Below are 21,179 nucleotides of genomic sequence, written 5' to 3'. Positions count from 1 at the left end.
CGAGGTGTCAATGAGGCCCACATTACAAGGCGTTAGCTTTGTAGCGATTCTTCTCGGTTGCGGCTAAGTTCTGGTCATACCCAACCACAGGAAGCGGACAATGACGAGCACAGGCGGCGGCCGGATCGACAGCCTGGATGCACTCCGGGGTTTTGCGATCTTCGGCATTCTTCTGATCAACATTCAGGTCTTCTCCGGCTGGGGCTTTGTGGCCCTGGAGACAAGGCAGCAGTTGCCCTGGTCTGAGTGGGACCAGACTGTGGCCACCTGGCTGGACATTCTGGTCCGCGCCAAGTTCTACAGTCTGTTCTCGCTGCTGTTCGGTTACAGTTTCATGATGCTGGTGCAGCGGGTGGAGCAGAACCCCGTGCGTTATCATCTCCGGCGAATGGTCGGTCTACTGGTGGTGGGTACGGCGCACTCGGTGCTGTTTTCTCCCTGGGACATCCTGATGCTGTATGCGGTCATGGGGATGTGCCTGGGAGCGCTTCTGAACGTCAGCGCCTCCATACTGGCTGCCGGGGGCTTCGGTCTGTTGGTGATCACTGGCGTGGCGCTCTGGTTCTCGCCGCAGCTGGGGCTGGCGGGGCTGGACAATGGTCTGGGTGGCCGGCTGTTGCAGGAGAACGTTCCCGCTCTGAGCGGGGGCAGCTACGCCGAGGTGGTGAATGCCAACATCAGGCTGAGCGTCAGTGTGTTTCTGGACCGGATTGAAAACCTGCGGCCCTTGCGGGTGCTGGCGATGTTTCTTCTCGGGGCTGCGGCGGCGCGGTTGCGGCTGGCTGAGCGGGGCAGTGGGCACATCGGTCTGCTGGTGGCCGCAGCACTTGTCGGGCTGGTTATCGGGACAGGCTTGGCCTGGGTGGAGGTAAGCGTTGATGCGGAGACTGCCCGCCAGGAGATGCTTGCCCTGTCAGCAGAAGTGGCTGCACCGCCTCTGGTTGCCATAGGGTACGGTGCTCTCCTGCTGTTGTGGTGGCGGGGTGACGGCCTTCTTGCGCGCTCGGTGCGCTCAGCGTTTGCCCCTGCAGGTCGTATGGCCATGACCAACTATATACTGCAGTCGGTGGTGTGCATCAGTATTTTCTACGGCTTCGGCGGGGACCGGTTTGCGTCCCTCTCGCTGGCGGCACTTATGGTGTTTTCGCTGGCCTTGTTCATGGTTCAGCTGATGGTCAGCGCAGCGTGGCTCCGACTGTTCACCCAGGGGCCCCTTGAGTGGCTCTGGCGCTGGCAGGTAAAAGGAACCCGGCCACGGCTGTTTCGCGCATGAAATATTTGCAATACGTTGGCCGGGCCTGTCGTTTGCTCCTACCTTTCAGGCAGGGAGGACGACACTATGATGGAAAAGCTGGCAAGAACCCTGAGGCTACGGACTGATACCACCATATTCTTCTGGTCAGCCGGTATCATGGTAGTCTTCCTGGTCGCGTTGCTGGTGGCCCCTGAGCCGATTGGAACTGCTTTCGGCCGTGGCCGGGAATGGGTCGTCACCAACCTGGGCTGGTTCTTTATCTTCGGCGTGACCAGCTGGGTGGCCTTTCTCCTGTGGGCGGCGTTGAGTCGCCATGGTTCCATTCGCCTTGGCGGCAACAATGCCCGGCCGGATTACGGAAATATTTCCTGGTTCACCATGTTGTTCGCTGGCGGTATCGGTACCGTACTCATGTTCTGGGGTGTTGCCGAGCCCATCTCCCACTTTGCCAATCCACCGCGCCCGGAGGTTGAGCCGTTCACCGTGGATGCGGCGGACGATGCCATGGGCTTCGCGATCTACCACCTGGGGCTTCATACCTGGGCTATCTTCACCCTTCCGGGACTCGCGTTCGCGTACTTTATCTACCGGTACGACCTGCCCATGCGTTTCAGCTCGGTGTTCTACCCGCTCATCGGTGACCGTATCTATGGCCCGCTTGGCAAGGCGCTCGATATCTTTGCCATTCTCGGAACCCTGTTCGGGGTGGCCGTCTCCATAGGCCTGGGTACCCAGCAGATCAATGCGGGGCTCAGTGAGCTGCTGGGGCTTCCGGATGATGTCACAACCAAGGTGTCCATCATTCTGGTGCTGACCACGGTTGCCGTGACTTCCATCGTGGCGGGCCTCGACAAGGGCATCAAGTTCCTGTCAAACCTGAACATAGGGATGGCGGTAGGCCTGATGCTGTTCGTGCTGTTTGCCGGCTCCACTGTCTTTCTTCTGCGGGCCATCGTTGAAACCTTCGGCATCTACATCACCAATCTGCTGCCCATGGCATTCTGGAACGACGCGCTGGCGCAATACACTCACCAGGAGGGTGGCTGGGGCTGGCAGGGTAGCTGGACCGTATTCTACTGGGCCTGGACGGTGACCTGGTCGCCTTTCATCGGTATTTTTGTGGCCCGTATCTCCCGGGGGCGTACCATCCGGGAGTTCGTGCTGGGTGTACTGTTTGCGCCGTCCATCTTCACCCTGATCTGGTTTGCCATCTATGGCTGGTCTGCCATGGAAATTGATGGTATCGGTGAGCAGGCGAGGGCGGCGCTGGGGGCCCAGGCCGGCTCACTGTCGGCGGCGGTGGAAGAGAGTATTCCGCTGGCCATGTTCGCCTTCTTCGAGAACTATCCGTTCGCAACCCTGATCCAGGGGCTGGCGGTGGTGATCGTGGCAATCTTCTTTGCCACTTCATCGGACTCCGCCTCGCTGGTAGTGGACATGCTGTGCACCGGCACCCCGGACCCGGGCCCCTGGCATCAACGGGTATTCTGGGGTGTGTCAGAGGGTCTGCTCGCGGTCATGCTGATTGTTCTTGCCGGGGATGCCGGGCTGACGGCACTTCAGGAGGTCATTACGGTGGTTGGCCTGCCCATGTTCATCCTGGTGTTCGCCATGATGTTTGCCTTGCTACGAGGATTTGCCTCCGAGCGCATCAGGGATGTCTCCATCGGGCGCCGTCCGGATATAGAAGAGCTATAGCCCCCCGCCATTGCACGGTGGGGCGCCGCGCAGTCCCGCCATCTCAGCCCGGGCGATGCATCCGGAATTTCTGCTCCGGCCCGACGCTGAAATAGTCCGCAGGCCCACCGCCACGCATCACCGGTTCGGCGGCGCCGGTGTCGTAGATGCCGTCCTTTAACAGGTGTTTTGCGATATGCACCCCGACCACTTCGCCGTACACCATCCAGGTTTCCACCGCCTGGCCATCGGCCCCCGTAAGCTGAAGGATCTGCGACACCCGGCACTCCAGGGCAACCGGGCTCTCGGCCACATGGGGCGCTGAAATGACCCGCGATGGCCTCGGCGTCAGGCCTGAGAGGGTGAATTCGTCCTCCTCCGGACCGACAGGTGCGCAGGTCTCGTTCATGGCTTCACTTAACGGGCGGGTAACCAGGTTCCAGCAGAACTCACCGGTTTCCTGGGCATTTCGTACAGAATCCTTGTAGCCGATGCTGGCGAATCCAACGATAGGCGGGTGGTAATTGAAGGCATTGAAGAAGCTGTAGGGCGCAAGGTTCAGGTTACCGCGGCCATCCCGGGAGGAGATCCAGCCGATGGGACGGGGTGCCACCAGGGCGTTGAACGGATCGTGGGCCAGTCCGTGCCCATTGGCGGGTTCATAGAAGTGAATATTGTCGGCCATAGCTCGCACCTTGTTATTGGATGGGTGTGAGCATCATAACCCTTTGGGTGGTATCAGTGGCCAGTATGGGGGCGGATTGCGGCCAATAAAAAACCCCGCCGTGGCGGGGTTTTTCAGTCGATCTGACCCATCAGGCTTTAAGCGCCTTGATCTTGGTGGTCAGACGGCTCTTGTGGCGAGCAACCTTGTTCTTGGCGAAGATGCCCTTGTTGACCATGCTGTCCATGATCGGCTGGGCTTCCTGGAAGGCCTTCTGGGCTTCTTCGTAGTTGCCGGCGTCGATCTTGGCCTGAACCTTCTTCATGTAAGTGCGCGCCATGGACCGCAGACTGGCGTTGTGCTTGCGGTTTTTCTCGTTCTGACGTGCGCGCTTCTTGGCTTGCGGGGTATTTGCCACCGTGTAACTCCTGAAAAATCTGTGTGAAAATCTGAATTCGCTGAGAGCGCCTTCGCGGAAGTCGCCCCGACAATCGTAGTCGCGCCCACTGCATTCGACGCGTCAAAATAAATGACGCGGAATCATGCCTTCAGATGCCGCCAATGTCAAGGGCAGGGCGTACCTCCCGACGCCCGGGAGGCCTGTGATAAACTCCGGCCACCATTACCACAGGAAGCGGTCTGAATGAGCCAGTCGGAGTCCCGGGAAGCCCCGCCACAACCCCCTAAAGTGCCCGGCCTGTTGCGATCCTCTGGCGTGGTGGGCGTGATGACCATGCTTTCCCGGGTGCTGGGGCTGGTACGGGATATGGTGATTGCCCGCTATTTCGGGGCGGGCGCCGGGGCGGACGCCTTCTTTGTAGCCTTCAAGATTCCCAACTTTCTGCGCCGCCTGTTCGCCGAAGGGGCTTTCTCCCAGGCGTTCGTGCCGGTGCTGTCCTCCTACCGTGAGCAGGGCGATATTACCGAGGTGCGGCGGCTGATCAATGCGGTGGCCGGCTCCCTTGGGCTTGTGCTGCTGGCGGTCACGGTGGTGGCCATGGCCGGCTCACCGGTGCTGACAGCCATCTTCGCACCGGGTTTTACGGATGACGCGGTCAAGTTCGGCCTTGCCAGCGATATGCTGCGCATCACCTTTCCTTATTTATTACTGATCTCTCTGACGGCGTTCGCCGGTGCCATTCTCAACAGCTATGACCGGTTTGCGGTGCCTGCGTTCACGCCGGTGCTCCTGAACCTGGCCATGATCGGTGCGGCTATCTTCATGACTCCCCTGATGGACGAGCCGGTGATGGCCCTGGCCTGGGGCGTGTTCATCGCCGGTGCGTTGCAGCTGTTCTTCCAGTTGCCGTTTCTGATGCGCCTCGGGCTGATGCCCAGGCCGCGGGTGGATTACCGTCATGAGGGTGTCCGGCGGATTCTCAAACTGATGGCGCCGGCACTGTTTGGCGTATCCGTCAGTCAGATCAATCTGTTGCTGGATACTGTACTGGCCTCGTTTCTCCAGACCGGCAGTGTGTCCTGGCTGTATTATTCCGACCGGCTGTCGGAGTTGCCTCTCGGGGTTTTCGGCATTGCGATCGGTACGGTTATCCTGCCCAACCTGTCCCGCAAGCATGCCGCTGAGTCCCGCGATGACTTTGCTGCCACTGTGGACTGGGCAGTAAGGGCGGTACTGCTGATTGGTCTGCCGGCAGCGGTCGCACTGGTGCTGCTGGCCGAGCCGCTGATTGCCACCCTGTTCCATTACGGCGAGGTGACTGACCGGGACGTGGCCATGTCGGCCCAGAGCCTGCGGGCCTATTCCCTGGGCTTGCTGGCCTTCATGCTGATCAAGGTGCTGGCACCGGGCTTCTTCGCCCGGGAAGATACCAAAACCCCGGTCAAGATCGGTGTGATTGCCATGGTGGCCAATATGATCCTGAATCTCGCGTTAATCCTGCCCCTGGCCCACGCCGGCCTGGCCCTGGCCACCTCATTGTCCGCCTGGTTGAACGCCTTCCTGTTATGGCGTGGGCTGGCGAAGGAGGGGGCGTGGAAGGCCCAGGCGGGGGCCATGAAGTTCCTGCTTCAGCTGGCGGCGGCCAACGGCGTTCTGGCGGCAGTCATCCTGCTGCTCAATGAGCCGGTACCCACCTGGCTGGCGTATGGCGGTATGGATCGTGCGTTTGAGATGGCCGTGCTGGTGGTTGCTGGTGTGGCAGCCTACTTCCTGGCGCTTGCCCTGGTCGGCGTGAGGGTAAGACATTTCCGCCGTCGATAGGTTATAATCGCGCGTTTTCTCACCAGCACCATCGGGTCGCTGGCAGGCATTCAACAGAGGGTTCGCAGTACGCATGCGTCTGATCCGGGGGCTGACCAACCTCAAGCTACTGTCACACCAGGAGAATACCTTTCTGTCCCGGGGCTGTGTGGCCACCGTGGGCAACTTTGATGGTGTGCACCTGGGGCATCAGACCATCCTTGACCAGGTCAAGGACAAGGCCACCGAACTCGGCGTACCGTCGGTCGCCATGGTGTTCGAGCCCCAGCCCCGGGAGTTCTTCCAGGGGGATGATGCCCCGCCCAGGCTGACCGGGTTTCGCCAGAAGTTCGAAGCCATCCTGTCCCACGGGGTGGACTGTGTGCTGTGCCTGAAGTTTGACGAGAACTTCCGCAGCTATTCCGGTATGGGCTTTATCGAAGACGTGCTGATCGACGGCCTCAAAGTTCACCATCTGGTCGTCGGGGACGATTTCCGCTTTGGTTGCGACCGGGCCGGAGACTTCCAACTGCTTCGCGAGGTGGGGGAGAAGGAAGGCTTCTCTGTGGAGAATACCCGAACCGTCACCATCGACGGTGAGCGGGTCAGCAGCACTCGTATACGCAACGCCCTGCAGGAAAACCAGCTTGAGCTGGCCGGGCGCCTGCTTGGCCACCCTTACACGATTCGTGGCAAGGTGGTATATGGCCGGCAGCTGGGGCGTACCATCGGCGCACCCACCGTCAACATCATGCTGGGCCGGCTGGCCCCCCTGCGGGGTGTGTACGTGGTTGACGTGGCGCTGCCGGATGGCTCCCGCTGTGATGGCGTGGCCAATATCGGCCTGCGGCCCACGGTAGACGGGCGTCAGCCGTCGCTGGAAGTGCACCTGCTGGACTTTGCTGGCACACTTTATGGCCAGCGTATTGCTGTCACGTTCCGCCACCCGCTGCGGGACGAGACCAAGTTTGATTCCATTGACGAACTCAAAGACCAGATCGCCCGGGATTTCGAGAATGCCCGGGCGTGGATCGCCGACCACGGCACGGTCGCCAACCAACACTGACCGAGAGATTATGAGCGACTACAAGCACACGCTGAATCTGCCTGAAACCGCCTTCCCCATGCGCGGTAACCTGGCCAAACGCGAGCCGGACATGCTCAAGCGCTGGCAGGACCTGGATGTGTACGGCACCCTGCGCCAGCAGCGGGAAGGCCGGGACAAGTTCATCCTCCACGATGGCCCTCCCTACGCCAACGGCAGTATTCATATCGGTCACGCGGTCAACAAGATTCTCAAGGACATGATCGTCAAGTCCCGCAGCTTCATGGGCTACGACGCGCCCTACGTGCCCGGCTGGGACTGTCATGGCCTGCCCATCGAGCACAAGGTGGAGCAGGAAATCGGCAAGGCCGGGGTCAAGGTGGACTACAAGACCTTCCGCCAGGCCTGTCGTGACTACGCTGCCAAACAGATTGAAGGCCAGAAGGCGGACTTTATCCGCCTGGGTGTCATGGGTGAGTGGGACAAGCCCTACCTGACCATGGACCCGAAGGTGGAAGCGGGTATCGTCCGTGCCCTGGGCAAGATCGTGGCCAAGGGTCACCTGGTTCGTGGCTTCAAGCCGGTCTACTGGAGCGTGGTCGGTCAGTCCGCGCTGGCCGAGGCGGAAGTCGAGTACCAGGACAAGACCTCCACCCAGATCGACGTACGCTTCACCGCCGTGGATCAGAGCGAGGCGTTGTCGGCCTTCGGGACCGACCAGGGGCAGGGCGATGTCTCAGTCGTGATCTGGACCACTACCCCCTGGACCATCCCGGCCAACCAGGCGGTGTCCCTTCACGCCGAGCTGGAGTACGCCCTGGTACAGACCGATGTGGGCCATGGCCCGGAGCGGATGATCCTGGCCGCTGAAATGGTCGAGGGCATCATGAGCCGCTGGGGTGTGGAGCAGTTTGAAGTGCTGGCCACCTGCAAGGGCGAGGCCCTGGAGCGGCTTGAGTTGCACCACCCAATCTACGACAAGCAGGTGCCTGTTGTGCTGGGTGACCACGTCTCTACCGACGCAGGTACTGGCGCGGTCCATACCGCGCCGGATCACGGTATGGAAGACTTTGAAGTGGGCAAGGCCTACGGCATCGGCACCATCAACCTGGTCCGTGCCGATGGCACCTACACCGAAGCCGCCGGCGAATTTGCCGGTGTGCACGTGTACAAGGCTGATGAGCCGGTCTGCGCCGCACTGGAGCGGGAAGGCAAGCTGGTGCGCTCCGAAAAGTTCCAGCACAGCTACCCCCATTGCTGGCGGACCAAGACCCCGCTGATCTACCGGGCCACCCCCCAGTGGTTTATCAGCATGGAGAAGGAAAACCTTCGCGCGGATGCCCTGGAAGCCATCAAGGGAGTACGCTGGGTGCCCGCCTGGGGCCAGAACCGTATCGAAGCCATGTTCGAGCAGAGCCCGGATTGGTGTATCTCCCGTCAGCGTACCTGGGGTGTGCCTATCACCCTGTTCGTGAACAAGGAAACCCAGGAATTGCATCCGGACACCCAGGCCCTGATCGAAAAGGCCGCCCAGGCCATCGAGAAGGACGGTATCGATGCCTGGTATGACCTGGATATCAACGACATGCTGGGTGCCGACGCCGACCGTTATGAGAAGGTCACCGACACCCTCGATGTCTGGTTCGACTCCGGTGTCACCCACGAATCCGTCCTGCGGCCACGGCCGGAGCTGGGCCAGTTCCCGGCGGACATGTACCTGGAAGGCTCCGACCAGCACCGGGGCTGGTTCCAGTCCTCCCTGAAGACCTCCATCGCCATGAACGGCGTGGCGCCTTACAGGCAGGTGCTCACCCACGGCTTCACCGTGGACGGCAAGGGTCGCAAGATGTCCAAGTCCCTGGGCAATGTCATTGCGCCCCAGGAGGTCATGAACGAGCTGGGCGCCGATATCCTGCGCCTGTGGGTGTCTGCCACTGACTACAGCGGCGAGATGACGGTGTCCAAGGACATCCTCAAGCAGACCGCTGACGGTTATCGTCGTATCCGCAACACCGCCCGCTTCCTGCTGAGCAACCTCACCGGCTTCGATCCGGCGGAGCACATGGTGGCGCCGGCGGACATGATAGCCCTGGATCGCTGGATGGTAGACCGCGCCCTGCAGCTGCAGAATGAGCTGAACGAGGACTATGGCAACTACGCATTCCTGCGAATCTACCAGAAGGTCTATAACTTCTGTGAGGCTACCCTGGGTGGCTTCTACCTGGACATCATCAAGGACCGTCAGTACACCACCCCGGCTGACAGCCTGGCCCGCCGTTCCTGTCAGACCGCGCTCTACCACGTGGCCGAAGCCCTGGTGCGCTGGATCGCGCCGATCCTCAGCTTCACCGCCGATGAGATCTGGCAGCACCTGCCGGGTGAGCGGAGCGAGACCGTGTTCTATGAAACCTGGTACGAAGGCCTCACCGCGCTGCCGGACAATGCTGAGCTGGGCCGCGACTACTGGCGTGAAATCTATAGCGTCAAGGAAGCCGTAAACAAGTGCCTGGAAGAGGCAAGGGGTCGGGGAGAAATCAAGGGCTCCCTCAGTGCAGAAGTCACCCTGTACTGTGAAGGCGAACTGGCTGACCGGCTGAAGCATCTGGGTGACGAGCTTCGCTTTGTGCTGATCACCTCCGAAGCCACCGTACGTCCGATCTCCGAGGCCGATGGCGCCGAGCAGACTGGCCACGAAGGCCTGATGGTCAAGGTAACCCCGGCGGCCTGCGCCAAGTGCGAACGCTGCTGGCACCACCGGGAAGACGTTGGCCAGCACGAGAAGTACACTGATCTTTGCGGCCGTTGTGTCACCAACGTGGAAGGCCCGGGTGAAACCCGCTCCTTTGCCTGACGGAGCCAATACCTGATGGACGCTGCCATGACCCGGGAACAGACCGGCACCAAACTGAAGTGGCTATGGCTCGCCGTGGCAGTGATTGCTATCGATCTGGGCACCAAGGCCATGGCCACAGCCATGCTGACCTACGGTCAGCCGGTGCCGGTGGTGCCCATGTTCAACCTGACCCTGCTGCATAACACGGGTGCCGCGTTCAGCTTCCTGGCAGACGCGGCCGGTTGGCAACGCTGGTTTTTCGTGGCGCTGGCGGTGGTAGTCAGCGGAGTGCTGACCTATTGGCTGAAAGGTCTCAAGCGCCACGAGACCTGGACGGCTATAGCCATCGCCCTGATCCTCGGCGGAGCCATCGGCAATGTCTATGACCGGGTAGTCCACGGCTACGTAGTGGACTTCCTCCACTTCTATTGGCAGGACTGGCACTTCCCGGCCTTCAACCTGGCCGACACCGCCATCACCATCGGTGCCGGCATGATGATCCTCGATATGTTCCGCAAGCCCGACGACAAGGCGGCGGACGGGAGCAACTGATAGACATGAAAGAACTGCCCATCGACCAGGGAACCCGGGTGACCCTTAACTTCGCCCTCAAGTTCACCGACGGCCAGGTCATCGACTCCACCTTTGAAAAAGAGCCGGCCAAGCTGGAAATCGGCGACGAAAACCTGCCGGAGAATTTCGAGGCCTACCTGATGGGTCTCAAGGCCGGCGACCGGGAAACCTTCGAGGTCCCCCCGGAAAAAGCCTTCGGCCAGCACAACCCCAGCAACGTGCAGACCTTCAAGCGCCATGAGTTCAGCGCCGACATGGTGCTTGAACCCGGCGTAATGATCTCCTTCGCCGACGCCCGCCAGAGCGAGTTGCCCGGTGTGGTCAGCCGCGTGGAAGGTGACCAGGTGGACGTGGACTTCAATCACCCGCTGGCGGGGCGTACACTGGTGTTTGAAGTGGAAATCATTGATGTTGAGCCGGTTGCGACCACTCATTGAGCTGAGGCCAGCATAAAGCTGGGGGATCCGGTGTGGGATGTCTTTCGCCGGGACCTTCAAAAACAGGGACGTTTTTGAAGAGCCTCCATGGATGGATTCACGGCGTGTCCCGGCGAAAGACATCCCGCAGCGGAGCCTGACTCCAAAAGCCTGAAGGCCCGAGTAACTAAACGATATGCAAATCAGACTAGCCAATCCCCGCGGCTTCTGCGCCGGGGTAGACCGAGCCATAGAAATCGTCAACCGGGCCCTCGAAGTCTTCGGTGCCCCCATCTACGTACGTCACGAAGTGGTCCACAACAAGTACGTGGTGGACGACCTCCGCAACCGTGGTGCTATCTTCGTGGACGAGCTCGAAGAAGTTCCCGACGACACCCTGGTCATATTCAGCGCCCATGGCGTCTCCCAGGCGGTCCAGAAAGAAGCTGCCGACCGTGGCCTCAAAGTCTTCGACGCCACCTGCCCCCTGGTTACCAAGGTCCACATGGAAGTCATGCGCTACAGCCGTGACGGCCGCGAGTGCATCCTCATCGGTCATCAGGGCCACCCGGAAGTGGAGGGCACCATGGGCCAGTATGATCGCAGCAACGGTGGCGACATCTACCTGGTGGAAAACGAGGCAGACGTGGCCAGCCTCGAGGTCAGAGACCCCGGGCGACTGTCCTTCGTCACCCAGACCACCCTGTCCATGGATGACACCGCCCGGGTCATCGATGCCCTCCGGGACAAGTTCCCGCAGATCGAAGGCCCCCGCAAGGACGACATCTGCTACGCCACCCAGAACCGTCAGGACGCCGTCAAACAGCTGGCCGGTGACTGCGACCTCATGCTGGTGGTGGGCTCCCCCAACAGTTCCAACTCCAACCGCCTGCGGGAACTGGCTGAACGCATGGGCACACCGGCTTACCTCATCGACGAGGCCGCCCAGATCGACCCGACGTGGCTGGAAAACTGCAACGTGGTCGGCGTAACCGCCGGCGCCTCCGCTCCGGAAGTGCTGGTCAACGACGTTATCAAACGCCTTCAGGACCTGGGCGGCACAGCACCCGAAGAAATCGCGGGGCGCGAGGAGAATATCGTGTTCTCCATGCCCAAAGAGCTGAGAATCGACGCCGTAAACGTTTAAAAGCCCGAAGTATCACCTGCCCCCAAGTAAAGCCCCTCTCCCCATCGTGAGGGTGTTGCAAAAGCAACTTTGCTCACGCCAGCAACAGGTTCAGCTCGGCGTGAGCGACCTTCCCGGGGTTGGGGTTGTTTATGTTCATCATCATTGCAATAAATTGGTGGTGCGCAAAATACTGCTTCAACAGCGCCAACACGACCGTGTGGCCTGAGAACGGCGCCACAAAAAGGCGACAGGCAAGGGCCCGCCCCAGGTTGTAGGCCAGTACGTGCAGGGCGAACTCTGTTCTGACCGCCGCTAGTCCTTTGCGGCGAAAGCGGTTCAGACCCTGAAGGCCCCGCATTACTGAAAAGACGGGCTCAACCATCGCCGGCCGCCGGCTGAACCGACGTTTGGCTTTAGGGTGGCACATCACCTGTCTCAGCGCTTCCTTGGCCTCATCCCCGTCATAACGTTTGAGGCGGCGTCCTTTCTTGTTGCGGGTGCACTGAGCCCGATGCTCACAGCCATTGCAGGCGGGTGTGCCATACAAGGTATAAGCCGGTGATTTTTCGTTGCCGGCCCAGCGCCCGATAACGACCATCCGGGCTCCGGCGGGGCAGCGATAGCTGTCATCGAACTCGCTATAGCAGAAGTCACTTTTCGGATAAAGCCGGCTTCCGGCAGACCTCTTGCCGCCCGTACGTCCTTCAGGACACAGTAAACTGATGTCATGAGTCAGGCTGGTCTCGATGACGGCGTCTGCCCAATAGCCCGCATCCAGCAACAGCTCACCAGGCATCGCGCCAGTCACCTTCCGACTCTGCGTCAGTAGGCCCGGCAAGACAGCGACTTCGTTCGATGGGTCCACCACATGGCCAACTACAACCCGTGACTCGTTGGCAAGAATCGAGGGCTTGTAGGCCGGCGCCATACCACGCCCCCGCTTGAGGGGCTGAACCAGGGCATCGGGCTCCTGAGGGCTGATGCGTAACTGTCCGGATGACTTACCCCGAGCCTGACGCCGTTGACTGCGGCGCTCCAGGGTATGGTGCACCCGCTGGGCCTGTTCTGCCCGGCCTTGCTTGTCCAGATCGTCCGGATCGTCTTGCGCCTGTCGCTGAGCGTCCTCGGCTTTCTGTTGTGCCGCCTCCACCTTGAGCAAGCCATAGTGCGAGGCTGCCGCTTCCACCACCGTGCCATCGCCCGCCAGACACTCGCCTGCTGACCCCGTCTCTCGCAGTACGCTGCGGGTCAGGGCCTCGAAAAAGGGGCCAGCGATCAGATCATCATGCAGCGCGATGAATCGGCCAATGTTGGCATGATCCGGACAGATACCACTGTTACCCACATACAACCGAGATCCCGGCGGGCCAGCCGCTCCAGTCCTCGCAGTGACGTAACACCTTGCAAGATGCCGTAAAGCACCAGCCCCATCATGGCGCTGGGCGCATAGGGGGGCCGCCCCGTGGTGGCATACCGTGACTCAAACGCCGACCAGTCCTGCTCCTGCAGCAAACGACGTACCGTCAGAGGCTCATCAATGCCGGCTTCCTGAAGGTGAACCTCCAGGGGCTGGCTACCCAGATAAATATCACGAGGCTCCGGCGCCACGAAAACTCGACCTTGCCCTGACCGAATCCGGGGACTGGCCTGCGTGTCAGCGTCACTGCCACCACCAAACAAGTCACGTCGCTTGCCCCCGGTCACTTTAGTGAGCTTGCGGTTTGTCGATCCCATCGTCTCCTCGAGTTATCCCTGACGTTTCGGGTTCCAGTATATCTGCGCACCCCTTTCGCGACACCCTCCATCGTGGGAGAGGAGTTGGGGAGAGGGGGGAACGACTCCCCGAACCAGCCTTCAGCGCGACTTGGCCCTACCCCCAAACCTCCAACCTGTGATCCCCATCACGCCCAAACCATCACCCCAACCGCTTATCCGCCAACTAAAACCGCTCATCGCGTTGCTGTAGATGGCACAATGGACGCTGGTTAATCTTCAAGTAAGTCATGATGGAAGTCGTCCTATGCAACGCAAGGCAAACTCTGGATTTACCCTTTTGGAGCTGATTATAACGGTGGTCATCTTGTCCATCGTAATGCTGATTGGCATCCCGTCGTTCAGGACGTTGATTGCCGAGAACCGGCTGACTTCCCAGGTGAACGAGGTTTCCAGCGTTATTAACTTCGCCCGCAGCGAAGCAGCGAAGGTCCAGGACGAAACAATCACCGTTTGCCCGGTCGACGATCCGGAAGCTGCCAATCCGGATTGTAGTGGTGGCACCGCATGGTCTGCTGGCTGGATCGTTATTCTGGATGTGAATGGCGACGGCGATATCGACGCGGCTGATGGGGACCGGTTGCTGCGTTTGTACCAGCCTTTGAGTGGGGGCAACACCATGACCGTCGCTGGTCTGAGCAGCAATGATGGCTCACTGATCCAGTTCGAAGGCAATGGTTTTCCGGTGCCGCCCTCGTTGGGCGCCTCGGCGGCGGGAACGATAACTGTGTGTGATGACCGCGGTGACGGTAGCGCCCGGGCGGTTGTTGTGAATGTTTCAGGCCAAACTCGCCTTGCGAGGGATCTCGATAACAACGGTATTTTAAATGACCATGACCAGCTGGACGTGACATGCCCGTGAACCATGAACCAAAAAACAGACCACTTAACCTCGCGGCAAGTCGCAACCGTACTGCAGGCTTCACGCTAATCGAAATTATGGTAACCATGTTCATCCTCGCCATAGGCCTTCTGGGCCTGGCGGCATTAGTGGTTGATGGAATGCGAAATAATCAGGGCGCGTACCTGAGGACCCAGGCCAGTACACTTGCCTACGATATGGCGGACCGGATTCGGCTCAACAAGGAGCGGGCCGAAAATGGTGGAGATTATGATGGCTTCTCGACGGACGGTGCCAGTACCACACTTCCCAACTGCTATACCGCCAGTGCTGGCTGTACGCCCGAACAACAGGTGACCGTGGACAAGGTTCAGTGGACCCGGCAGATTCAGGGCGTAGGGAGTGGAATACCACTGTTGCCGGGTGGCGAGGGGGAGATCGATTATGACGCGGCGAATAATGCATTTGTTATCACGGTGAGCTGGCAGGAACGCTCCAGGGACGGGGATGCTGGTGAGGATATTGCCGGTGATGGAAGTTATACCGTGCGATTTACACTTTAAAAGGAAAGGTCATGGCAAGTCTTTCATTGACATCACTCCGGTCTCACCTGGCTCAAAAGGGGTTATCGCTTGTCGAGCTGATGATCACATTGGCGTTAAGCTCGGCATTGATTCTGGGCATTTTCACGGTTTATCTGGACTCAAGCAAAACGGGACGGCTCAGTAATTCCCTGGCAAGAATTCAGGAGTCTAGCCGGATTGCTGTCGACATTCTGGCAAGAGATCTTCGCATGGTCGGATTTCAGGGATGTGCAGATCCCTATGCCGTTAGTATGAACATCATCGCGGATAATCCGCCAACCGGAGACTTTCTGCAGAGCACGCTCCGGGTCTGGGAAGTCGATGGCGCGAACTGGGCGGACGGTACAGAGTTTGAGGGCACCTCTATTGCATCGGATGCGGTCGTCGGTAGCGACGTAATCGCCGTTCAGCGTGGTGAAACGGTTCCGATCGAGATCACCGGTAACATGGAAACCAGTAACGCCAATATTCAGGTTACGGGTCAGACCGAACTTTTCAACCAGAATGATATCGTGCTCATTTCTGACTGTGAAAATGCTGACCTGTTTCGGATTTCGAGCCAACCGGAGTCAGATACCTGGGCTCATGCAGAGGGTGTCAACAGCGATAACCGGCTGAGTCAGGCTTATAACGAAAAGGCGAATATCTTTCGGTTTTCTTCCAACGTTTACTTCGTCCGCGATACGGGCCGGGTTGACAATTTTGGAAATCCGATCCGCGCATTGTATCGGGCCCGCAATAATCTGCTGAACTCAGGAACGCCTAATTTCCAGATTGATGAGCTGGTTGAAGGTGTCGAAAACATGCAAGTCCTGCTGGGCGAAAAGCTCCCTGGCGGCAACCTGCGGTACCGTACCGCAGACCAGGCAGGCCTTGATTTCACAGCCGTGGCGGCGGTGCAGCTTGGTTTGCTGCTGAGTGATGCGGAAGAAGTCCGGGACGATTCGGATACAGGGTCCTACTCCTTGCCGGGAGAGACCATTGGTCCTGCCTCCGGCGGGGGCGTAACGCATCCCGAGGATCGTAGGCTCCGGCGGACATTCGAGACAACAGTGACTTTGCGTAACCGGGATTAACCCTATGAACCGACGCGTATCCAGATTCAGACTTAAAGCGAACTTCTGTCAACAAAGGGGTGCTGTGCTGGTGATCAGCTTGGTCATACTGCTGGTTATCACACTGATCGGTGTGGCAGGAATGAACTCTTCCGTGATGCAGGAACGCATGGCCGCTAATGCCCAGAACGCTAACCGGACGTTCCAGGCTGCGGAAAGTAGCATTGGCGCCCTGCTGGATCAACTTTATAACAGCAACCTCAGCATGCTCCGTGATGCCATGCAGGATGCCAATGACCTCAGCCCCGAACAGAGCTTTTCTGTTGATCCCGGTGAAGGCATTAATGGCACCTATCAGGCACGTTATCTGGGCGAGATTATCATTACCAGCGGTAGTTCCATGGATGCTAATGAAAGCTCAACACTGCTGAAAGGTTATCGATACGAGCTGCGGGGATCCGCGACCATGGATAACACGGGCGCCGCATCGACCGTGTTCAAGGGCATTGAATACTACTGAATGATGGTTAAGGAACAAATGATGGGCAGATTAATCGTTTATAGGGCCGTTGCAGCATTGATCGGGGTGTTCCTCGCCACTGCTGGGGTGAGCCATGCTGATGAACCCACTCAGAAGTTTGGTGATCCGGCTGAACGAAGTCTGGAGGCAGGGTTAGTCGAGTTAGTTCAGAACGACAGCGGCAGTGTTGTTGAGGTCAGGGTCGCTGATTGCGAGCTTTGTGATCGCACCTCGTATTTGCCCCGACGCGATCTTGAGGTTGAGATTTCAGGAGAAGACATCTCAGAGGAAGACTTCTCTGTATACAGCGGAAGGCCTGGTTCAATCGTGTATAACGAGAAGGATTACATGGTTTTTGGGGTTTACTATTGGGGCGCCCGGTCGACGGAGAATAACCGATGAACATATTCAGCAAGGTTACGCGAATCTCGCTATCCACGGCCTTTTTTACCATGCTCGGCTCTGCCGCGATAGCAGATGATACTGAGATTTTCTTTACTGATGTAGACGCAGTTGTAAAGCCCAATGTTATGCTGGTACTGGACGCGTCGGGGAGTATGACATCCAACAAGATCGGTGATGAGACACGTCTGGCGGTCATGCAGGAAGCCACCAAGAACCTTTTGGATTCGGTTTCTGATGCCAATGTCGGACTGATGTTTTTTGGAGGTAATGATGGTGCGTATTTCAAGGCTCCTATTAAGCCAATGGACGACGCGCATCGAACGTTTCTAAAGAATAAAGTAGACGAAATGAGTGGGGGAGGTAATACGCCACTTTCTGAATCCCTGTTTGAAGCCATGAGGTATTATCAGGGAGAAGATATCTTCATCCGGGACAAAGATGGAGGAGACTACGTTGCGTGGCCTGATTACGCAAGGTTACCTCAGTCCGATGTGGACGGCGTAAGTTCCGGAGGTAGTTTTATAAGCCCGATAAAATACGAATGCCAGCCTAATAATGTGGTATTGTTGACCGATGGCGAACCTACTTCGGATACTAATTACAAATCCACTATAGAGAGTGAGATTGGCACTACGTGCAGCGGTAATTGCCTGGATGAAATCGCAGATTATATGTGGTCTGGTGATATGCACACCGGCTTTTCCGGTGACCAGAAGATCGTCACTCATACGGTAGGATTTCAAACCAGCCAAACACTCCTGGAGAACACCGCTTCCAACGGTAACGGTTCTTACGTTCAGGCTAACGATGCAAGCTCATTGGAAGATGCGTTCAGTGAACTTTTTGACCAGGTTCTGGCGCAATCCACAACCTTTTCTGCACCCGGTATCGCAGTAAACACCTTTGATCGCCTGAATCACCTTGACTCCCTGTATTTTGCGGTTTTTCAACCAGCGGCTACACCTCAGTGGGCTGGCAACCTGAAGCGCTACAAGCTTGGTGTCAATGTTGACGCTGACGGCAATAGACAGGCGGTCATACTGGATCAGGACGGGGACGAAGCGGTCGATCCGTCGACGGGCTTTTTTAAGGATGGTGCACGTAGCTGGTGGAGTCCCAGTGCTGATGGCAAAAATGTAAAGGAAGGGGGAGCTGCTTCTCAGCATGACACTTACCACGCCAACCGTGAGGTGTACACCTACCTGGGGTCGGATACCGACCTTACCGATGAGGACAATGAAATCTCCGTCGCCAATATTGGCAATCTGTCCAAGACACTGCTTGGCGATGCTGCAATGAGCGATGACGATCATAAAGACCTGATTAACTGGATAAGGGGCGCAGATATCGATGGCGAAGACCCGGCCCGGTCGCGCAAGTTTGTTTCTGATCCCCTTCATTCAGTACCACACCTGATTGTGTATGGGGGCACGGAAGCATCACCGGATACAGCTATTTACTTTGGAGATAATCAAGGGTTCATCCACGGTATCAATGGCTCAAGCGGTGAAACCTATTTCTCCTTCATGCCTGAAAAGTTTCTGGCGAACCAGGCTGTCTTAATGGGTGGTTCCACTTCAGAGCCAAAGCGTTACGGCATGGACGGGAAAGTTACCAGCTGGGTTTACGATGACAACAGCGATGGCGAGATAAGTGGCGCCAATGACCACGCTTATATCTATGCCGGAATGCGACGTGGTGGCAAAGGCTACTATGCACTGGATGTGACTAATCCTGCCTCTCCAGGTTTGCTCTGGAAGATTCAAGGCGGTGTGGATGGCTCTGACTTTGAAGAGTTGGCGCAAACCTGGTCGACCCCGGCCAAGTCGAAGATCAAGATCAATAACAAGATCTATGATGTGCTGGTATTTGGAGGTGGCTATGACACCAACCAGGACACTGTAGAGGAACGAAAAGAAGCCACCCGTGACACCTCTGGCAGGGCGTTATATATCGTAGACGCAGAGACAGGTGATCTGCTTTGGTGGGCTGGCCCGAAAGACAGCGGTGCAGACCTTGAGATTGATGAGATGCATTACAGTGTTCCGTCCGCGCCCAAAATTCTGGACGTCACTGGTAATGGCTGGATCGACCAGATTTACATTGGAGATATGGGCGGACAGCTTTTCCGCTTTGATGTCGTCAACGGTGCCAAGAAGGCCGAAGATCTGGTGACTGGCGGACGCATTGCTGATTTTGCTGAGGATAACGACCCGGCTGAGACACGCAGGTTCTATCATGCGCCGGACCTGTTCGGCATGAAAGTCGGCGGAAAACGTTACTTGGGCCTTATTATCGGCTCTGGCTACCAGGCTCATCCGTTGAACGAAACCATTGAAGACCGTATTTACATGATGCGAATGCCGGATGTCACTGCTCCCCCGCTCGATGCGGATGGCGATCCCTCCTATACCGCCATTACTGAGGCGGATCTGTATGATGCAACCGACAATCTCATACAGCAGGGCACTGAAACTGAGCGTTCCGATGCAGCCGACGCTCTGAGAGACAGTAAAGGTTGGTTTATTCGCCTTGAGCGTGATGGTGAGAAGGTGCTGTCGACCAGTCAGACGATCAACAATGAAGTATTTATCACGACCTATGAACCAACCCCAAGTGAAAACCCCTGTACGCCGGCTGCCGGTACCTCCCGTCTGTATCACATTTCGGCTGCGGACGGCCGGGCAGTCAGGAATTACTATACCGCTGACAATTCAGACGATGAAAATCTGACATCTGAAGACCGTGAAAAAGAGCTCAGCACCATTGGCCTTCCGCCGGATGCTCAGCGCATGCGTGTCGATGATACAGACATTGTCTGTGTCGGCGCTGAGTGTATGACTGTGGACTCCCTGACCGGTGTCGTCGAAACCTATTGGTATGAGGAATGATTCCCATGGCATCAATTGCTAAGAGGGAAAGCGGTTTTACCCTTATCGAGTTGATGATTGTGGTTGCGGTAATCGGCATTCTGGCCGCCATAGCTTATCCCAGCTATCAAAACTCCGTGGACAAGTCCCGCAGGACCGACGGCAAGTCGGCTTTGTCGGGCTTGGCTGGGGCTATGGAAAGGCATTACACCACGAACAGCAGTTATGAAGGCGCCGCAACCGGTGGGGGAGATACAGGCTCTCCAGAGATTTTCCCGGATGAGGCTCCTCTTGATAGCAGTAACAAATTCTACGACCTCACGATTGAAGCTGCCGATGCAACGTCTTTTACACTGCGGGCCGACCCCAAAGGTGTGCACGCTGGAGACGGCTACCTGGAGCTGACTTCGACAGGCGTCAGGAGGTGGGACCAGAACGACAATGGCGCGATTGACGCCGGGGAAAACACCTGGGAAGAGTAGGACAGGACATTCTGGTGGGCTGCCCGCGAATCAGCAGCTTAATGCATCACCGGAGGCGGTAATAATTTGACCGTCTCCATCCCGGTCATACTCCGCACGGAAGCGGCCTCCTTTGTTAACAGCAACGTAGACCAACTCGGTTGTAGCGCCCCTGGTGCAGAGAATCAGGCCACCGGTTCGCCCATGCACCATGCCGTTGGCGGAAAATCGAAGATAGCCTGTGTCAGCGGTTCTTGATCGAACCGTGATGTAATCGCCAGGAGACGGCATGGTTCTGTATATGCCGTCGTCAGGTCTGCCATCCCGGTCCATATCGGCAAAGACCTGAACGGGTAGCGACCAGTCATCGGTGCAACGGTTGCTGTGATTCAGCGGGCAAATGGTTACTATTCCACTGATGCTGGCCGCTTGCCATCGGGCAAAGCTGAATAACGTGTGATAGTCGTTAACCATTGTTTTCTGACGGGCGTTGCCAACCAGGGACGACCATGAGTTCAGAGCCCAGGTTGTCAATATGGCCAGCAGAATGACGACTATCAGTATTTCGAGAAGTGTATAGCCCATGCGGGCTTTTAGCGTGTTCATCCTGAACGCTACCTGCCTGTTCCTGCGATTTTGTCAGTGTTTCCAGTCTTGATGATTCTCGGTTTAGGTGGCCTGTTTGCCTATAAGAGTCCGGCTATCCTGCCTGTGAGAAATCTCGCAGTTACTCCATCCCCAACTTCTTCAACCGATACCGCAAAGCCCGGAAACTGATTCCCAGTCGCTTCGCGGCCGCGGTCTTGTTCCATCGTGTCGCCTCAAGGGCCTTCTCAATGGCCTGGCGTTCAATGGTTTCCAGATATTGCTCAAGGTCC

21 protein-coding genes are annotated in these 21,179 nt (G+C 57.9%); 15 read left to right on the top strand and 6 right to left on the bottom strand.

Annotated elements, in window-relative coordinates:
* Window positions 1–100 precede the first annotated feature (100 nt).
* Window positions 101–1,273: a DUF418 domain-containing protein gene (locus tag ACESMZ_RS11105; protein WP_372958185.1), complete on the top strand. Its 1,173-nt coding sequence runs from the start codon at window positions 101–103 to the stop codon at window positions 1,271–1,273.
* Window positions 1,274–1,339: 66 nt separating this feature from the next.
* Window positions 1,340–2,953, top strand: a complete 1,614-nt coding sequence (locus ACESMZ_RS11100) for a BCCT family transporter (RefSeq protein ID WP_372958184.1) — start codon at window positions 1,340–1,342, stop codon at window positions 2,951–2,953.
* 43 nt (window positions 2,954–2,996) lie between these two features.
* Here ACESMZ_RS11100 and ACESMZ_RS11095 read toward each other — a convergent pair whose 3' ends face one another.
* Together ACESMZ_RS11095 and rpsT are read right to left on the bottom strand one after the other, a co-directional pair.
* Window positions 2,997–3,617, bottom strand: coding sequence for a flavin reductase family protein (locus ACESMZ_RS11095; RefSeq protein ID WP_372972617.1), 621 nt, complete (start codon window positions 3,615–3,617; stop codon window positions 2,997–2,999).
* Between the two features lie 130 nt (window positions 3,618–3,747).
* Window positions 3,748–4,014 (bottom strand): 30S ribosomal protein S20, encoded by a 267-nt coding sequence (gene rpsT, locus ACESMZ_RS11090; RefSeq protein WP_372958182.1) that lies wholly within the window; start codon window positions 4,012–4,014, stop codon window positions 3,748–3,750.
* Window positions 4,015–4,239: 225 nt separating this feature from the next.
* Here rpsT and murJ point away from each other — a divergent pair, with 225 nt between their 5' ends.
* From murJ to ispH, 6 genes are all read left to right on the top strand, one after another.
* Window positions 4,240–5,817 (top strand): murein biosynthesis integral membrane protein MurJ, encoded by a 1,578-nt coding sequence (gene murJ / locus ACESMZ_RS11085; protein WP_372958181.1) that lies wholly within the window; start codon window positions 4,240–4,242, stop codon window positions 5,815–5,817.
* A 73-nt stretch (window positions 5,818–5,890) separates the two neighbouring features.
* Window positions 5,891–6,862, top strand: coding sequence for a bifunctional riboflavin kinase/FAD synthetase (gene ribF, locus ACESMZ_RS11080; RefSeq protein WP_372972616.1), 972 nt, complete (start codon window positions 5,891–5,893; stop codon window positions 6,860–6,862).
* Window positions 6,863–6,872: 10 nt separating this feature from the next.
* Complete coding sequence (ileS, locus tag ACESMZ_RS11075; RefSeq protein ID WP_372972615.1) at window positions 6,873–9,692, top strand: isoleucine--tRNA ligase; 2,820 nt, start codon at window positions 6,873–6,875, stop codon at window positions 9,690–9,692.
* A 15-nt stretch (window positions 9,693–9,707) separates the two neighbouring features.
* Window positions 9,708–10,226 carry a signal peptidase II gene (lspA, locus tag ACESMZ_RS11070; RefSeq protein WP_372972614.1) on the top strand — a complete coding sequence of 173 codons (519 nt, stop codon included), beginning with the start codon at window positions 9,708–9,710 and terminating at the stop codon, window positions 10,224–10,226.
* 5 nt (window positions 10,227–10,231) lie between these two features.
* Window positions 10,232–10,684, top strand: coding sequence for an FKBP-type peptidyl-prolyl cis-trans isomerase (gene fkpB / locus ACESMZ_RS11065; RefSeq protein ID WP_372972613.1), 453 nt, complete (start codon window positions 10,232–10,234; stop codon window positions 10,682–10,684).
* Between the two features lie 175 nt (window positions 10,685–10,859).
* Window positions 10,860–11,810, top strand: a complete 951-nt coding sequence (gene ispH / locus ACESMZ_RS11060) for a 4-hydroxy-3-methylbut-2-enyl diphosphate reductase (protein WP_372972612.1) — start codon at window positions 10,860–10,862, stop codon at window positions 11,808–11,810.
* A gap of 73 nt (window positions 11,811–11,883) precedes the next feature.
* On the opposite strand, the gene ACESMZ_RS11055 is transcribed toward ispH, so the two are convergent.
* Both ACESMZ_RS11055 and ACESMZ_RS11050 read right to left on the bottom strand, forming a co-directional pair.
* Window positions 11,884–13,137: a transposase gene (locus tag ACESMZ_RS11055; protein ID WP_372972611.1), complete on the bottom strand. Its 1,254-nt coding sequence runs from the start codon at window positions 13,135–13,137 to the stop codon at window positions 11,884–11,886.
* A complete protein-coding gene (locus ACESMZ_RS11050; RefSeq protein ID WP_372972610.1) occupies window positions 13,068–13,526 on the bottom strand; it encodes a transposase in 459 nt (152 codons plus the stop codon). The genes ACESMZ_RS11055 and ACESMZ_RS11050 overlap by 70 nt, the downstream gene beginning before the upstream one ends.
* A gap of 286 nt (window positions 13,527–13,812) precedes the next feature.
* On the opposite strand from ACESMZ_RS11050, the gene ACESMZ_RS11045 reads away from it, so the two are divergent.
* The 7 genes from ACESMZ_RS11045 to ACESMZ_RS11015 are packed head-to-tail and all read left to right on the top strand — an operon-like array spanning window position 13,813 to window position 20,322.
* A complete protein-coding gene (locus ACESMZ_RS11045) occupies window positions 13,813–14,427 on the top strand; it encodes a GspH/FimT family pseudopilin (RefSeq protein WP_372972609.1) in 615 nt (204 codons plus the stop codon).
* Window positions 14,418–14,969, top strand: a complete 552-nt coding sequence (pilV, locus tag ACESMZ_RS11040; RefSeq protein ID WP_372972608.1) for a type IV pilus modification protein PilV — start codon at window positions 14,418–14,420, stop codon at window positions 14,967–14,969. Before ACESMZ_RS11045 ends, pilV begins: the two co-directional genes overlap by 10 nt.
* Window positions 14,970–14,980: 11 nt before the next feature.
* Window positions 14,981–16,066 (top strand): PilW family protein, encoded by a 1,086-nt coding sequence (locus ACESMZ_RS11035; RefSeq protein WP_372972607.1) that lies wholly within the window; start codon window positions 14,981–14,983, stop codon window positions 16,064–16,066.
* Window positions 16,067–16,070: 4 nt separating this feature from the next.
* A complete protein-coding gene (locus ACESMZ_RS11030; RefSeq protein WP_372972606.1) occupies window positions 16,071–16,565 on the top strand; it encodes a PilX N-terminal domain-containing pilus assembly protein in 495 nt (164 codons plus the stop codon).
* Window positions 16,566–16,967: a hypothetical protein gene (locus ACESMZ_RS11025; RefSeq protein ID WP_372972605.1), complete on the top strand. Its 402-nt coding sequence runs from the start codon at window positions 16,566–16,568 to the stop codon at window positions 16,965–16,967.
* Window positions 16,964–19,861: a pilus assembly protein gene (locus ACESMZ_RS11020; protein ID WP_372972604.1), complete on the top strand. Its 2,898-nt coding sequence runs from the start codon at window positions 16,964–16,966 to the stop codon at window positions 19,859–19,861. Before ACESMZ_RS11025 ends, ACESMZ_RS11020 begins: the two co-directional genes overlap by 4 nt.
* 5 nt (window positions 19,862–19,866) lie before the next feature.
* Window positions 19,867–20,322 (top strand): type IV pilin protein, encoded by a 456-nt coding sequence (locus ACESMZ_RS11015; protein WP_372972603.1) that lies wholly within the window; start codon window positions 19,867–19,869, stop codon window positions 20,320–20,322.
* Window positions 20,323–20,352: 30 nt separating this feature from the next.
* Here the strand turns inward: ACESMZ_RS11015 and ACESMZ_RS11010 are convergent, their stop codons facing one another.
* Both ACESMZ_RS11010 and ACESMZ_RS11005 read right to left on the bottom strand, forming a co-directional pair.
* Window positions 20,353–20,907 (bottom strand): GspH/FimT family pseudopilin, encoded by a 555-nt coding sequence (locus ACESMZ_RS11010; protein WP_372972602.1) that lies wholly within the window; start codon window positions 20,905–20,907, stop codon window positions 20,353–20,355.
* 121 nt (window positions 20,908–21,028) lie between these two features.
* Window positions 21,029–21,179, bottom strand: a 151-nt coding sequence (locus ACESMZ_RS11005; protein WP_372972639.1) for a helix-turn-helix domain-containing protein, incomplete at its 5' end; no start/stop codon positions are given.

Origin of the sequence: Marinobacter sp. (assembly GCF_041690615.1) — a bacterium.
Taxonomy (GTDB): Bacteria; Pseudomonadota; Gammaproteobacteria; order Pseudomonadales; family Oleiphilaceae; genus Marinobacter.
The sequence above is the reverse complement of the archived record's forward strand: the minus strand, read 5'-3'. Positions and strand labels throughout refer to the sequence as shown.